This window comes from Granulicoccus phenolivorans DSM 17626 = NBRC 107789 = JCM 15570 (assembly GCF_000423085.1).
In the GTDB taxonomy this organism is placed as follows: Bacteria; Actinomycetota; Actinomycetes; order Propionibacteriales; family Propionibacteriaceae; genus Granulicoccus; species Granulicoccus phenolivorans.
In genome coordinates, this window is the sequence record NZ_AUHH01000047.1 from 16,785 (window position 1) to 30,655 (window position 13,871).

A 13,871-nucleotide genomic window follows, 5' to 3' on the forward strand; every position below is an offset into this window, starting at 1 on the left:
CAGCCTAGCTGCGCCGCAGCTATCCGGCGATCGCGCTCCAGACCCGATCCGGGTGATCGCTGGTGATCGCGGTGACCCCGGCGGCCAGGCAGAACTCGATGTCGGCGGGCTCGTTGACGGTCCAGACGTGGACCTGATTGCCGTGGGCGGCGGCCCGGGCGACGAAGTCCGGGTCGGCCCGCAGCGTCTTCAGCCAGATCCCGGCGGTGTCGACGCCGGGGGGCAGTTCGCCGGACGCGTACGGCCCCAGCTCGGCCAGCAGCAGGGAACGCTTCAGCCGCGGGCCGATGGCGGCGACCGCCTCGGGGGCGAAGGAGATCATCCGGACCGGCGAGTCCGGGTGGTACCAGCCGTAGTCGGTGAGCAGCCGGGCCAGGGCCTCCTCGACGGCTCCCCCGCGCGGGTTGGGATGCTTGGTCTCCACCGCCAGGGAGATCTGCTCGCCCCGCGCGCGGGCGGCGGCGGTGAGGTCGAACAGGTCGGTCAGCGCCATCACCGCGGCCTGGTCCGGGGTCGGGTCGGTCACCTTCCAGGAGCCGAAATCGATCTCCCGCAGCTGGGCCAGCGGCAGGTCGACCAGCTGCTCGGGCCGGCCGGCGGTCCGTTGCAGGGTCAGGTCGTGCAGGCAGATGAGTTCGCCGTCGGCGCTGAAGTGCACGTCGCACTCCAGGGTGAGCGGGCGGCCGGCGGCCGCGGCACGGGCGATGGCGGTGGTGTACGCCGCGCGGGTCTGCTCGGGTTCGGTACCCGACCAGCCCCGATGGGCGACGACTTCGAGGGGAACGGTGTGGGGGGCAGACTCGGTGGGCATATCAGGCCTTCCAGGAGCGCTTCTGCCCGAAAGGGTAGGCCATGCTCACCGCGATCGCGACGGCGGTCAGCCCGATCGCGACCACCCCGATCCCGAGGGCGCCGAGCCGCGGCCCGAGGCTGTCCCGCTGGGCGGCCATCGGGTGCGGCGCGGACCCGGTCGGCACCGGGGACGGGCCGGGCGTGGAGTTTCCGGAGATGACGGTGAGGGCGGCGTACGGGTTCACGATCCCGTAGCCGAGTTGCCGGTCCGGGACCGCGGCGCGCGGCGGATCGGCGGAGGACTCCAGGCGCTGGCGCACCTGGGCGGGGGTCAGGTCGGGGTACTTCTCCAGGATCAGCGCGACCACCGCGGACACGATCGGGGCTGCGTAGGAGGTGCCGGTGTCGGCCTGCCAGGACTGGTTGTGCTGCTCCGACGGGTTGGCCAGCAGCACCTGTTCGCCGGGCGCGGCGACGCTGACCTGCAGGTCGCGGTGGTACTGCGAGCGGGGTTCGGCGACGTCGTTGACGGTGCTCATGCCGACCGCGATCACGCCCGGATAGGCGGCCGGAAACGGCGGTGGCACGTTCTGCCCGCCGAGGTTTCCCGCGGCGGCGACCACGACGATCCCGGCGTTGATCGCGCTGCGGATCGCCTGCCGGTACTCGGGGGTGTCCGAGCCCTGCTGGGAGATGTTGATGACGTTGACCCGCAGCTCGATCGCCTTCTGGATCGCCTTCACCGTCGGCTCGAGCGGTTCGGGTTGCTCGGCTTTGGTCTGCTGCAGGGCCCGCAGGGAGATCACCGTCGCGTCCGGGGCGATCCCGGAGAAGTTGGTCGCCCGGTCATCGGTGTGCCCGACGATCAGCGAGGCGACCTGGGTCCCGTGCTGGCAGTCGGTGCTCACCCTGGTGCCCTGGCCCTTGACCTTGTCGTACCCGGCGAAGTTGTGGCTCTCGGTGATCAGCGGCCGGTTGTTGCGGGTGAGGGCGGGATTCTCGACGGTGTCGATCCCGGTGTCGATCACCGCGATCCGGACTCCCTTGCCGGTCGCGATCGGCCAGGCCCGTTCGGGGTGCAGCCGGCTCACCTGCCACGCCTGGCTCGGGGTGTTCTTCCGGAATGCCGCGCAGGTGCTCGGGTCGAAGGCCTCCCCCTCGCCCACGGCGTACGCGGGGTGCTGGAAGGTCGCGGTCAGGGTCGCCACGCCCAGCAGGACCGCCAGCGTACGCAGCAGCGACCGCAGCCGCATCAGTACGCCTCCTCGGGGGTGTGCACGGTCTGCACGAGCACCGCCCCGCCGCGGGTGACCAGGGTGCCGCGCCCCGGCGGCTGCGGGGAGGCCTTGACCCCGCTCCACAGCGCGCCCTCGTCGCGGGTGCCGGACAGGATCAGGGCCGGCTGCTGGTTGTCCCGGGCCCGGGCGATGATCTGGTCGCTGAAGCCGCTGCGGCCGGCGCCACCCATCGCGCGGGCGAGGTAGATGTGCAGGCCGATGTCGTTGGCCTGGGAGACCATGTCGTAGAACGGCTGCAGCGGGTTGCCCAGGGAGGTGGCGACCAGTTCGTAGTCGTCGACGACCACGAACACCTCGATCCCCTTCCACCAGGACCGGTTGCGCAGTTCCTCCTGGGTGACCTTCGGTCCGGGCAGCCGGGAGCGAACCGCGGCAGCCACGTTCTTGGCGGTCTCGGTGGCCGCCTCGGAGGAGGCGCAGTAGCCGAGCAGGTACTCCTCGGGCAGCAGGCCGAGATGGGAGCGGCGGTAGTCCAGCAGCAGCACCTTCGCCTCGTTCGGCCGGTAGCGCGCCATGATGCCCTGCAGCATCGTCCGGATCACCGTCGACTTGCCCGACTCCGGCGCCCCGAAGGTGACCAGGTGCTGTTCGGCGGCCGCGTCGTACCAGACCGGGGCCAGTTCGAGTTCGTCCACCCCCAGCGGCCAGGACCGGTGCACCCCGTCGTAGGTGATCTGCGGCAGCAGTTCGGGCGCCAGCGAATCCGGCAGCATCCGGACCTCGGCGGCCTTCGGGCCGGGCCAGGCGGCCCGGATCCGGCCGACCAGGGCGCGGACCCCGTCGGGCAGGGTCTCCACGTCGCGGGAGCCGTCGATCCGGGGCAGCGCGACCATCATGTGCAGCCCGTCGGGCGACAGGCCGCGGCCGGGTCGCCCGCTGGGGACATTGACCGCGAGCTTGCGGTTGATCTCGGATTCAAAATGGTCGCCCAGTTTGAGTTCGAGGCGGGACTGGAACAGGTCGCGGATCGCGAGCCGGAATTCCGACCACTTGCCGGCCGCCGCCATCACGTGGATGCCGAAGCTGAGGCCGCGCTGGGCGAGCTGGGTGATCGTCTGTTCGAGTTCGTCGAACTCCTGGCGCAGGGTCATCCACCCGTCGACGACCAGGAACACGTCGGTGGCGAACCGGTCGGCCGGGATCTGCCCGGTGGCCCGGCCACGCCGGTACGCCGCCATCGATTCCACCCCGTGTTCGGCGAACGCGATTTCGCGGGCGGTGAGCAGGGAGGTCAGTTCGGCGACGGTCCGCTTGACCCGGTCGACGTCGAGGCGGCCGCAGACCGAGCCGACGTGCGGCAGGTCGCGCAGGGAGGCCAGCGCGCCGCCGCCGAAGTCCAGACAGTAGAAGGCCACCTCGGCCGGGGTATGGGTGAGCGCCAGCCCGCACACGGTGGCGCGCAACGCGGTCGACTTGCCCGCCTGCGGACCGCCGGCGATGCCGAGGTGCCCGGCGGCTCCGGACAGGTCGAGCCAGAGCGGGTCGCGGCGCTGCTGGCGGGGCCGGTCGACCAGGGCCGGGGTGACCCGGAGTCGGCCGTGGATCCGGGGATCGGCGGTGGTCAGGCCGCGGCCGGGGACCTCGACCAGGTCGCCGGCCTCGCCGAACTGGTTGTGCAGCAGCAGATCGAGCGTGTCGGGTTCATCCAGCGGCGGCAGCCACACCTGATGGGCCGGCCAGCCGTGCCCGCGCAGCCGGTCCACCACCAGGGCGAGCAGGGTTTCCTCGTCCTTCTCGGGGGCAAGCGCAGGCGCGGGTTCGACGGCCGGCTCGGCGCCCGGTCGAGCGCCGTCGGCCGGCGCAACGGGTCCACGCGCGAGCAGGACGGGTGCGGGCGGCTCGACCGGGGCGACCGGGTACGCGGTGAACTGCAGCACCGGCGGGATCCAGGTCGCGCTCGGCCCCTCGTCCAGACCGGCGCCGGCATCGGCCGGTCCCCCGCCGGCGCTGCTGCGGGCCGGGGCGGCGTACCCCTTCCATGGGCCGGAGACGTAGGCGGCCTTGAACTGCACCAGGTGGGTGGTGTCGTACTTGAGGTAGCCGTTGCCGGGCGCGCTGGGCAACTCGTAGGCATCGGGGACGCCGATCACCGTGCGGGATTCCTGCGGGGAGAAGGTCCGCAGCGCGATCCGGTAGGACAAGAAGGTGTCCAGGCCGCGCAGTTTGCTCTCCTCCAGGCGCTGGGAGGCCAACAGCAGGTGGACCCCGATGGAGCGGCCGATGCGACCGATCTGGATGAACAGGTCGATGAACTCCGGGCGGGCGGTGAGCAGTTCGGAGAACTCGTCGACCACGATGAACAGGCTCGGCATCGGCGGGATGTCGGCGCCGTCGCGGCGGGCGGCGTCGTACTCCTCGCGGTTCTTGATGTCGCGGTTCTTCAGCAGCGCGTTGGTCCGCGACAGCACCTCCATCCGCCGGTCCAGTTCACCGCCGATCGCGTCCTGCATCCGGTCGACCAGGGTGAGCTCGCCCTCCAGGTTGGTGATCACCGCCGACACGTGCGGGAGTTCCTCCAGCCCGGCGAAGGTCGCGCCGCCCTTGAAGTCGACCAGGACGTAGTTGAGCTGATCCGGCGGGTGGGTGGCGGCCAGGCCCATCACCAGGGTCCGCAGGAACTCCGACTTGCCCGAACCGGTGGCGCCGATGCAGAGCCCGTGCGGGCCCATCCCGTTCATCGCCGCCTCCTTGATGTCGAGTTCGACCGGGTGGCCGTCGACGCCGTTGCCGACCGGGATCCGCAGTCGATGGGCGAGCGCCCGCGGCTTCCAGGACCGACCGGGGTCCAGGGCGGCCGGGTCGCCGATCCCGAGCATCGTCGGATAGTCCTTGGGCGCCTCGAAGGCCGGCGCCTCGACCTCCTCCTCGTCCTCCTCGGGGGTGACCGCGGCGCCGGTGGGCATCCGGTAGGGGGCGAGTTCCCGGGCGAGCAGTTCGGCCTGCACCATCGGCAGTTGGTCGGCCGGGCCGATCCGGCGGGCCTCGGTCTGCGCGCCGTGGCGGAGGTGCACGGTGAGTTCGCCCGCGCGTACGGCCAGCACGACCGAGCCCGGCTCCACCCGGCGGGGTACCTCGGTCAGCCGGGAGATGTCCAGCGTGGTGGCGGTGCTGCCCGGGCCGGCGAACTGGGTCGCGGCGAGGCCGTCGACGCCGTCGGTGATCAGCACGATCTGGCGCGCCGTCTCCCCGGCGGTGCCCAGCCCGTCGGCGGCCCGGGCCAGGTCCTGCGGGCCGGTCGCGAACAGCCGGACCGGGCCGACCCCATCGGTGTGCTCGGGATGCTGCAGGTGGGGCAGCCACTTGGCCCATTCCCACCAGTGCGCGTTCTCCGGGGAGCAGCAGACCAGCAGGCGCAGGTCGGTCGGTGCGTGCCAGGTGGTCAGCTGGGCCACCATCGCGTACGCCAGCCGCCGCGCGGAGCCGCCCCCGGGACCGTCCTCGCCGATCAGGGAGATGGTGTGATAGCTGGGCAGATCCAGCGAGATCGGCATCGAGCGGACCCGGCGGTGGGTCGCCATGAACCGGCGCAGCGCGCCGACGGTGAGCGGTTCCAGATCCTCCACGGGTTTGGATTCCGGTGGGGTGATCCGCTGCACGAAGTTCTGCATGCCCAGCCCGACCCGGATCGAGCCGAAGTCGTCCTCAGTGGCGCGCCGTTCCCACATCCGTCGGGTCCCGGCGACGGTCCACAGGCCGGCCGGGTCGGGGTGGATCCACAAGGTGGCGCGGCGCTGCTCGTCGGCGGTGCCCCGGATCCGCTTGCGCATCTGGCCCAGGTAGCGGAAGTAGTCCCGCCGGGCGGCATCGAGTTCCTGGGCCTGGTCGTCATTGCTGCGGCCGGTCTGGGTGAGCATCATGCCCAGCATCGAGACGCCGAACAGGCCGCCCATCACCGCCCCCAGCGGACCGCGGGAACCCGAGTTGGACATCATCATCATGGCCATCGCGCCGGCGCCGGCGACCATCGGCAGCATCCGCAGAATCACGCCGAAGTTGGCCTTGCCCTGCGGCGGCGGGATCTCCGGGGGTGCCTCCAGCAGCAGATCGCCGCGGGGCATCCGCGGACCGCCGGCGCGTTTCGGCCGAGTGAAGGTGATGGTGCCCACGGCGTCGAAGACTAGCCACCGCAGGGGGCCACCCGCCGTCGGAGGGAGCCGGAACTGCACCCCGCGCCGGTACGCTGCCCCCCATGACCACCGGAGCAAAGCAGGTGCCGACTGCCGCGGGGCCGGCATGACCGCCGACATCGGGGACGATCTGGCCCGGGTGACGGTGATCTCGCCGAACCGGCGCATCGATCTCGCCCTGCCGGGGACCACCACGCTGGGTGAGCTACTGCCCAATATCGTCCGGTTCGCCGGCTACGAGGGCGGCGGCGCCCAGGATGCGGTGACCACCTGGGCGTTGCAGCGGTTCGGGGAGGATCCGCTGGATCCGAACGCGCTCATCGCGGACCTGCAGATTCGCGACGGGGAGACCCTGCACCTGCGCCAGCAGGAAGCGGCCCTGCCCGATGCCGCCTTCGATGACGTCGTGGATGCGGTCTCGACCACCACCCAACGGGCCCAGGAGGCCTGGTCGCCGCAGGATTCGCAACGGTTCGCGCTGCTGACCGCGGCTGTGTTCGCAGTGCTGCTGCCCGGGGCGGCGACCGTGCTGTCGCCGAGTCTGTCTGCGGCGCTGGGCGCGCTGGCGCTGGCGACCGCGGCCGGTTTCGTCGCGATCCTGCTTGCCCGCGCGTTCGGGCAGCGGACGGTGGCCGGGGTGCTCGGCTGGGTCTCGGTGATCATGGCCGGCCTGGGTGGCAGCTATTTGATCGCGGGGCGGTTCCCGCTGCGGGTGGCGGATCTGCCGGTCCAGGCGCTGACCGGGAGCGCCCTGCTGCTGGTGTTCGCGGTCGCCATGGCCCTCGGCACGCGGGTCTCGGCGTACCAATTTCTGGGGGTGGCGCTCACCGGTCTGGTGCTGGCACTCACCGCGATGGTGGCGGTCCTGCTGGGCGGTTCGCTGGTCCAGGTGTGCGCGGTGGCGCTGGCGGTGGTGCTGGGGCTGACCGCGCTGCTGCCGATGCTGAGCTACCGGGTCGCGAATGTGGCGCTGCCCAATCTGCCGACCACCGCCGAGGCGCTGATGGCCGACCGGCAGCCGGTGCAGACCGACATCGTGCAACGGGCGATCTCCGCCGACCGGTTCCTGGCGGCCTTCCTGACCTGCACCGGGCTGAGTGCGACGGTGCTGTCGATCCCGCTGCTGCTGTGGGGTGAGGGGCCCGGGCCGGTGGCGCTGGTCTCGGCGGCCGCGGTGGCACTGGCGCTGCGTTCCCGGGCCTTCAGCGGGCGTCCGCACCGGTTCGTGCTGCTGGCCGCCGGGACCCTGTTGGGCGTGGCGGCGCTGGTGCGCTGGGTGCTGATGATCCCCGACCCGGTGGTGCGGCTCACCGTCGGGGTGCTGGTCGTGCTGATCGCGGTCTGGCTGCTGGTGCAGTATGCCGCGACGATGTACAACAAGGTGCTCTCCCCGGTCTGGGGGCGGTGCGGCGACATCCTGGAATGGGTGGCGATCATGTGCATCGTGCCGTTCACGCTGTGGACGCTGAACCTGTTCATGTGGGCCTACGGACTCGCCGGAAGCTAGGTACCCGGCTCCGGCTGTGCGGATCGTGTTGCTACTTTGCGGTATCGGCTCGTTTGGGGTGGTTTGCGGGCATCGAGAAGCACAATCCGCACAGATCGTCGAACCAACCCGTGAGGAGACGGCGATGAGCGAACTTCCGGCGCCACCCAGCGACGTTTCCCGGTTGCTGTGCGTGGTGGCGCACCCCGACGACATGGAATACGGCACCTCCGCCGCGGTGGCGACCTGGACCGCGCGCGGGGTCGAGGTGGCCTACCTCCTGGTGACTGCCGGGGAGGCCGGGATGGCCGAGGATCCGCAGACGGTGGCGCCGATCCGGGAACGGGAGCAGCGACAGGCCTGCGCCTGCGTCGGGGTGAGCGAACTGACCATCCTCGGGCATCCCGACGGGATGATCGAATACGGGCTGCCGCTGCGCCGCGATATCGCCCGCGAGATCCGCCGGTTCCGCCCGGACCTGGTGGTGACCGCCAACTTCGACCAGGAGGCCTACGGCGGACTCAACCAGGCCGATCACCGCGCGGCCGGGCTCGCGGTGGCCGACGCGGTCCGCGATGCCGACAATCGGTGGGTGTTCCGGGAGCAGATCGAGCAGGAGGGCCTGACGCCCTGGCACACCCGTGCCCTGCTGGTCGCCGGGCACCCCGCCCCCACGCACGCGCTGGCCGTGGGGCCACCGGCAGTGACGGCGGCGATCGCCTCACTGAACAGCCACGAGGCCTACCTGCGCCACATCGGCGACCACCCCGATCCCGCGGAGTTCATCCCCGAACTCCTGCGGGAGGACGGTCGGGCCGCCGGGAGTGAGTATGCGGTCGGCTTCCGCCTGTTCGACCTCGGCGGAGCCTGAACCCGGTCAACCCGGCGGCGCCGGATCCTCAGTGCTCGTGGTGGTGATCGTGCGAGTGCGTCTTGCTGCGGTCGAAGCCGGCCGGGGTGACCAGGTCGACCAGGAGTCGGCCCTGGGCCTCCCGTTCGGCCTGCAACTGCTCGGCGGTGGTCCGCCGGGACGCGCCGACCATCAGCTTCTTCAGTTCCCGGACCGCCAGGTCGGAGTTCTCACAGATCGCATCGACCACCTGCCCGGTGGCCAGCTTCAGTTCGGACCGCGGGACCCCGAGGCAGGCGATCCCGGAGTTGACCGCTTCCTGGGCGGTGACCCAGCGGCCGGTCAGGGCGATCTCCAGGGCGCGGGAGTAACCGACCGCGTCCACCAGCGGCTGAATCCCCCCGAGATCGGGCACCAGGCCGAGGGAGGTCTCCTTCAGCGCCAGCTTGCTGTCATCGGTCACGATCCGCAGGTCGGCGGCCAGCGCCAGCTGGAAGCCGGCCCCGATCGCGTGACCCTGGACCGCGGCGATCACGATCGCGTCGACCTCCCGCCACGCACTGAAGGCCTCCTGGAAGGTGCCGATCAGATTCGCGGTCTCCTGCTCCCCCCGGGCCCGGGCGATCGCGGGCAGCTTCGGCTCCCCCGGGAGCCCCTCGGGCGACATGATGTGCAGATCCAGGCCCGCGGAGAAGTCGTCACCGGCGCCCTGCAGCACGACGACCCGGACGGAGGGATCCAGGGTGCGGGCCACCTCGTGCAGGGCCATCCACAGCGACGGGGTCTGCGCGTTGCGCTTGTCGGGGCGGTTCAGGGTGACATAGAGCGCGGCGCGCTTCTGTTCGACGAGCAGGTCGGGATGCTGGGTCATGCCCCAAATTCTCGCATGCGGCCCCGCCGGTCAGCTACCGAAGAGTAGCCGGTGTTCTCCGGGGGTCGGGCGTACCGCGATCCGGACCAGCCGGCGGGGCATGGCCAGCACCACTTCGCCCTCGGCGAGCAGGTGGCAGGCCCGGACCTGCCCCGGATTGAGGAAGTAGGCCCGCCGCATTGCCTCGATCACCGACTCCTCGCCGTGTGGGGCGATCAGCCCCATGTCGGCCGAGCGCAGGTGCTGAATGGCCGCGGGGCCGGTCACCGTGGTGGTGGTGAGCAGGGCCTGCCAAGGGCCCAGTGGCGTGGCCGGGTCGAAGGTGCCCCCGTCGTCGACGATCAGCGAGGGCCGGTAGGGGCGCCCGGCCTCGGGCAGTCCGTGCGCGGTCGGCACCAGATCCGCGGTCCCGCCGGAGGCCTGGATGTGGTTCCGCAGCCCTTCCCAGTCCCGGGGCCGGCCGGTGAGCAGCGAGACGTAAGCGCCCAGGCTGACGGTCCGGTACGCCAGCAGCCAGGTCACATAGGGCGGCGCGGCCGCCACCAGCCGGGTCGGGCGCGACCGGAACAGCCGGATGGTGACCGGCCCACGCGGACCCATGCCCACGATCAGGCCGCTGGGCCCGGTCTGCACGACGGGGGCCGGGGCGTACGGGTGATCGAGGGCCCCGTGGGTCGGCGCGGTCACAGGTCGACTCCCCGGCCGAGCGGGACGGTCGCCAACAGCGTGGGCACCTGGACGCCGCCGGCGCCCCCGAGCAGGACCTCGGTACCGACCAGGGCGGCCACCTTGTCCTCCGCGGCCCGGGCGGAGGCCTCGTCGGGGGTGACCAGCCGGATCGCGCCGGAGGCTTCGGCGGCGGCATCCAGGGTGAAGCTGGTCAGCGCGAACAGCACCGGTGCCGAGGTGACCGCGGCGAGCAGGTCGGCGTACGCCCCGGAGGGATCGCGACCCCACCCGCGAACGTTCAGGCCGGTGTGCACCAACCCGTCGCAGGTCCAGTGCTCCCAGAACTCGTCGGTGCGTTCGGCCGCGGCGCCGTCGGGGGAGGCGCCGGTGGTCAGCGCGAGCACGTCGTACAGTTCCCCGGCGCTCAGCGCCCGGGTGCGTACGCCTGCGCGTTTCAGGTGCGACTGGATCCGGTGCAGCCCGAAGCGCAGGGTGGCCTCGATCCCGGTCTGACCGGCGCCGCGTCGGGTCACCGCCGTCAGGCACAGCGTGGGGTCCAGGCGTACGCACAACCAGGTGCGGCGCACCGCCGGTGGGAGCCGCGGCACGATCTCCGCGTACGCCGCCGCGGCCGCGGAACCGGGCCCCAGCAGCACCCGGGTCGGCGCGGGCACGGTATAGGTGACGACCTGGATCCCGGCGAAGACGATGTCGTCGCAGCGGGTCAGGGCGCCGAGGGCGGCGAGATCGAGTTCGTCACCGGTGTCGGCGATGAGGTCGTCGTCGCCGGTCAGCGCCAGTACCGCGATCCAGCCGGTGCCGTCGGCGGCCACCCCGATCTCCTCCCCCCGGCCGGTGGTGGTCGCGGTCACCGCCAGCTCGGGGACCCATTCGGCCAGGGGCACCAGGTCGACCGGCACGTCGAAAGCGGAAACTTCCGCCGGTTGCCGACGGTGATAGGCCAGCCAGAGTCGGAATTGGTCGGCCGCGGAGCGCCCGGCGAACAGCGGTAGGGCCGACAGCAGGAGCAGCAGGACCAGGGCGCTCCCAACGATCACGCCCGTGAATGAGCCGCGTAGCAGCAACAGCAGGGCCAGCAGGACCGCCAGTTCCAGCGCGACCAGCCGGGGGGCCTGCCGCAGCAGCCAGGGTCGGCGGGGCGCTTGCACGGTGTAGCCACCACTGCCCGTCATGGCGCCCTCCCTCCGGATTCGGACCGGCCTGGCTCGGCCGACGCGGCACTACTCTAGGGGCGACCTCGGGTCGGCAGACACCGACCGGCTCCGCAGTCACCGACCCCGCGTTCCCGGAGCGAAGGACCCATGGCCACCCGCAAGGACCTGCTGAAGGCACACTCGTTCATCACCCAGCGACTGATCGCCGCACTGGTCTCCCACGACCCCGACAACCCCGAGGCGCCGCTGCGTCGGCTCAACGTCGGCATGTTCGTGGGGGTGATGATCGCGATCGTGGTGCTGGCGGGATTCGGTCTGGTCGGGCTGATCCGGCCGGGCAACTCCACCGCCTGGCGGACCGACAAGACCGTGATCATCGACTCCACCTCCGGGGGCGTGCTGGTGTACCTGGGCGGCAAGCTCTATCCGACCCGCAACATCACCTCGGCCAAGCTGGCGGCCGGCAGCAGCGACCGGGTGATGACGGTGAAGGCCGCGGCGATGAAGGACTATCCGCGGGAGGCGACGATCGGGATCCCCGGGGCGCCCGGCGAGTTGCCGGAGGCCAAGGATCTCGGCGGCTATCCGATCCGGACGTGTTCGGTGGTGCCGGCGGCGGGGGCCGCGTCGCCGCAACGGCTGACCACGCTGCAGATCGCCGAGGGGGCGGTGCCGGCGGGGTCGGTGTCGTTGGTGGCCCGGTCGGCGGCGGGTGCGGAGTACCTGATCGCGGAGGGTCGGGCGTACCCGATGCCGGATCATGCGATCGCGATCCAGCTCGGCTTCGCCGAACAGGCCATCACCCCGGGGGACGCCTGGTTGGATGCGCTGCCCAAGGGGCCGGCGCTGGAGCCGGTCCGCATCCCGAATGTCGGCAGCCCGGCCGCGGTCCCGGTCGGCGGGCGGAGCGGGGTGGTCGGGACGGTCTTCCGGGTGCCCGGCAGCGACGGCTCCGGCGGGGTCTACTACGTGCTGCTGTCCGACGGCCTCAGCGAGATCGCCCCGCTGGACGCCGCGGTCCTGCAGGCGCGCGACCGGGCCCGGGAGGTCGGTACGCTGACCGCCCAGCAGGCCGGCGCGGCACTCAGCCGGCAGACGCCACGACTGTCGGACCCCGCCCTGCCGGCCACGATGCCGACCCGGAGCCATCTGCCGGGGCTCGCCGATCAGTCGGTCTGCGCCACCTGGCCCGCCGCCGGGCAACTCCCGCGGATCGCGGTCGGCGTACCCGCTCCTGCGGTCTCGGCCCGCAATCCCGATTCCCAGGTCGCCGACGCGGTGCACATGCCGGCGCTGCGGGGGGCGTTGGTGAAGGTGGAAGGTTCCCTGGGGCCCGACGATCCGGGCACCCTGATCACCGGCGGCAAGCGTTACGGCCTGGCCGATCAGGCCGCGAAGAACGCGCTGGGCTACGGCGAGGTCACCCCGGTGACGATCCCGGCCAACCTGCTGCGGCTGGTTCCCGAGGGGCTGGCTCCGGGCCGGTCGCTGTCCATAGAGGACGCGATCCGGGTCAGCTGAGTCCTGCTACTCAGGAACTACTCAACTGCGCACGGGGGGTCGATTTCCGCATGACCGCTGACCCCGGATCCCCCTAGCGTCGGGGCCATCGACACCCCCACCCCCTGATTCGCGGAGGAATCAACCATGGCTATCGATGGAAATGATCCGGTAAAGCTCTCGCAGGTTGCCACCGAGGTCGAGACGACGTATGGGCAGATCGAGACCGTCCAGACCCAGCTGTACGGCGAGATCAACGCGATCATCGGCTCCGGCTGGCAGGGTCCGGCCGCCCGTGCCTTCCTGAACGCGTTCAAGAACTACGACGCCAAGTTCGGTGAGGTCCAGAACACGCTGAACACGCTGCACGAGAAGCTCGTGGACACCAGCATCCAGTACGACCGCAACGAGGCCGAGCAGTCCGACGCGGCCGCCGCCATGAACGCTGTCATCAACGGCTGAGTCCGACCCCACCCCCGAAACGCACTGAGGAGACATCACCATGAGCGAGACCTACAGCCAAGTCAACAGCACCGCGATGGCCGAGGCCCTGAGCGACCTCTCGGTGGCCCGCCGCAAGGTTCAGGAGAATCTGGACGGTCTGACCGGAAAGATCATGAACATCATGGGTTCCGGCGATCCGGGTGCCGCCGAGCAGGGTTGGACCGGCGCGTCCCGCGAGGCGTACAACGCCGCCCAGGCCTCCTGGACCCAGGATCTGAACGAGATGATTTCGATCATCCAGCACATGACCACCACGCTGGGGACCATCACCGACAACTACCACGTGAACGAGGCCTCCATCCAGGGCATGTGGTGACGCACTGATCGGGCCCGGTCCGGGCTCGTCGCTCCAGGGGCGCGGCTGTTGCCGCGTCCCTTGGTCATTCCGGGGTGGGTACGCGGGGGCGCCATGTATCGGTTTCGGGCGGCGAGCAGGGGGTTCCAAGCAGCGAGCCGGGCGGTTCCGAGCAGCGAGCCCGGGGTTCCGGGCGGCGAGGCGGGGGTTCCGAGGAGCGAAGCCCACCCCGAGCAGCGAACCCTCCTGACCTCGCTGCCCGCCACCAACCTTCGCTCCATCCCCGCCGGCCCCTCCCCGGCCC

11 protein-coding genes are annotated in these 13,871 nt (G+C 71.4%); 5 read left to right on the top strand and 6 right to left on the bottom strand.

Translation table 11 applies throughout. From position 1 onward, the window contains the following. Positions 1 to 19: 19 nt before the first annotated feature. The 3 genes from G531_RS0115940 to G531_RS0115950 are packed head-to-tail and all read right to left on the bottom strand — an operon-like array spanning position 20 to position 6,196. Positions 20 to 811, bottom strand: a complete 792-nt coding sequence (locus tag G531_RS0115940) for a glycerophosphodiester phosphodiesterase (RefSeq protein ID WP_026927991.1) — start codon at positions 809 to 811, stop codon at positions 20 to 22. A gap of 1 nt (position 812) precedes the next feature. Next, positions 813 to 2,045 carry a S8 family serine peptidase gene (locus G531_RS0115945; protein WP_026927992.1) on the bottom strand — a complete coding sequence of 411 codons (1,233 nt, stop codon included), beginning with the start codon at positions 2,043 to 2,045 and terminating at the stop codon, positions 813 to 815. Then, on the bottom strand, positions 2,045 to 6,196 hold the full coding sequence (locus tag G531_RS0115950; RefSeq protein WP_026927993.1) for a type VII secretion protein EccC: 4,152 nt from the start codon (positions 6,194 to 6,196) through the stop codon (positions 2,045 to 2,047). The genes G531_RS0115945 and G531_RS0115950 overlap by 1 nt, the downstream gene beginning before the upstream one ends. 127 nt (positions 6,197 to 6,323) lie before the next feature. Between G531_RS0115950 and eccD the strand changes: the two genes are divergently transcribed. Then, positions 6,324 to 7,724: a type VII secretion integral membrane protein EccD gene (eccD, locus tag G531_RS0115955; RefSeq protein WP_026927994.1), complete on the top strand. Its 1,401-nt coding sequence runs from the start codon at positions 6,324 to 6,326 to the stop codon at positions 7,722 to 7,724. A 124-nt stretch (positions 7,725 to 7,848) separates the two neighbouring features. Beyond that, positions 7,849 to 8,574, top strand: coding sequence for a PIG-L deacetylase family protein (locus tag G531_RS0115960; RefSeq protein ID WP_026927995.1), 726 nt, complete (start codon positions 7,849 to 7,851; stop codon positions 8,572 to 8,574). Between the two features lie 28 nt (positions 8,575 to 8,602). On the opposite strand, the gene G531_RS23325 is transcribed toward G531_RS0115960, so the two are convergent. From G531_RS23325 to eccE, 3 genes are read right to left on the bottom strand one after another with little or no spacing between them, the layout of a single operon-like run. After that, positions 8,603 to 9,424 (bottom strand): enoyl-CoA hydratase/isomerase family protein, encoded by an 822-nt coding sequence (locus G531_RS23325; protein WP_051215610.1) that lies wholly within the window; start codon positions 9,422 to 9,424, stop codon positions 8,603 to 8,605. Positions 9,425 to 9,454: 30 nt separating this feature from the next. Beyond that, positions 9,455 to 10,111, bottom strand: a complete 657-nt coding sequence (locus G531_RS0115970) for a hypothetical protein (protein ID WP_026927996.1) — start codon at positions 10,109 to 10,111, stop codon at positions 9,455 to 9,457. Further along, a complete protein-coding gene (gene eccE, locus G531_RS0115975; RefSeq protein ID WP_026927997.1) occupies positions 10,108 to 11,286 on the bottom strand; it encodes a type VII secretion protein EccE in 1,179 nt (392 codons plus the stop codon). Before eccE ends, G531_RS0115970 begins: the two co-directional genes overlap by 4 nt. Positions 11,287 to 11,415: 129 nt before the next feature. Between eccE and eccB the strand changes: the two genes are divergently transcribed. From eccB to G531_RS0115990, 3 genes are all read left to right on the top strand, one after another. Further along, positions 11,416 to 12,789 carry a type VII secretion protein EccB gene (eccB, locus tag G531_RS0115980; RefSeq protein ID WP_026927998.1) on the top strand — a complete coding sequence of 458 codons (1,374 nt, stop codon included), beginning with the start codon at positions 11,416 to 11,418 and terminating at the stop codon, positions 12,787 to 12,789. Positions 12,790 to 12,915: 126 nt separating this feature from the next. After that, positions 12,916 to 13,230, top strand: coding sequence for a WXG100 family type VII secretion target (locus G531_RS0115985; protein ID WP_026927999.1), 315 nt, complete (start codon positions 12,916 to 12,918; stop codon positions 13,228 to 13,230). A 40-nt stretch (positions 13,231 to 13,270) separates the two neighbouring features. Then, a complete protein-coding gene (locus G531_RS0115990) occupies positions 13,271 to 13,588 on the top strand; it encodes a WXG100 family type VII secretion target (RefSeq protein ID WP_026928000.1) in 318 nt (105 codons plus the stop codon). Positions 13,589 to 13,871: the final 283 nt, after the last annotated feature.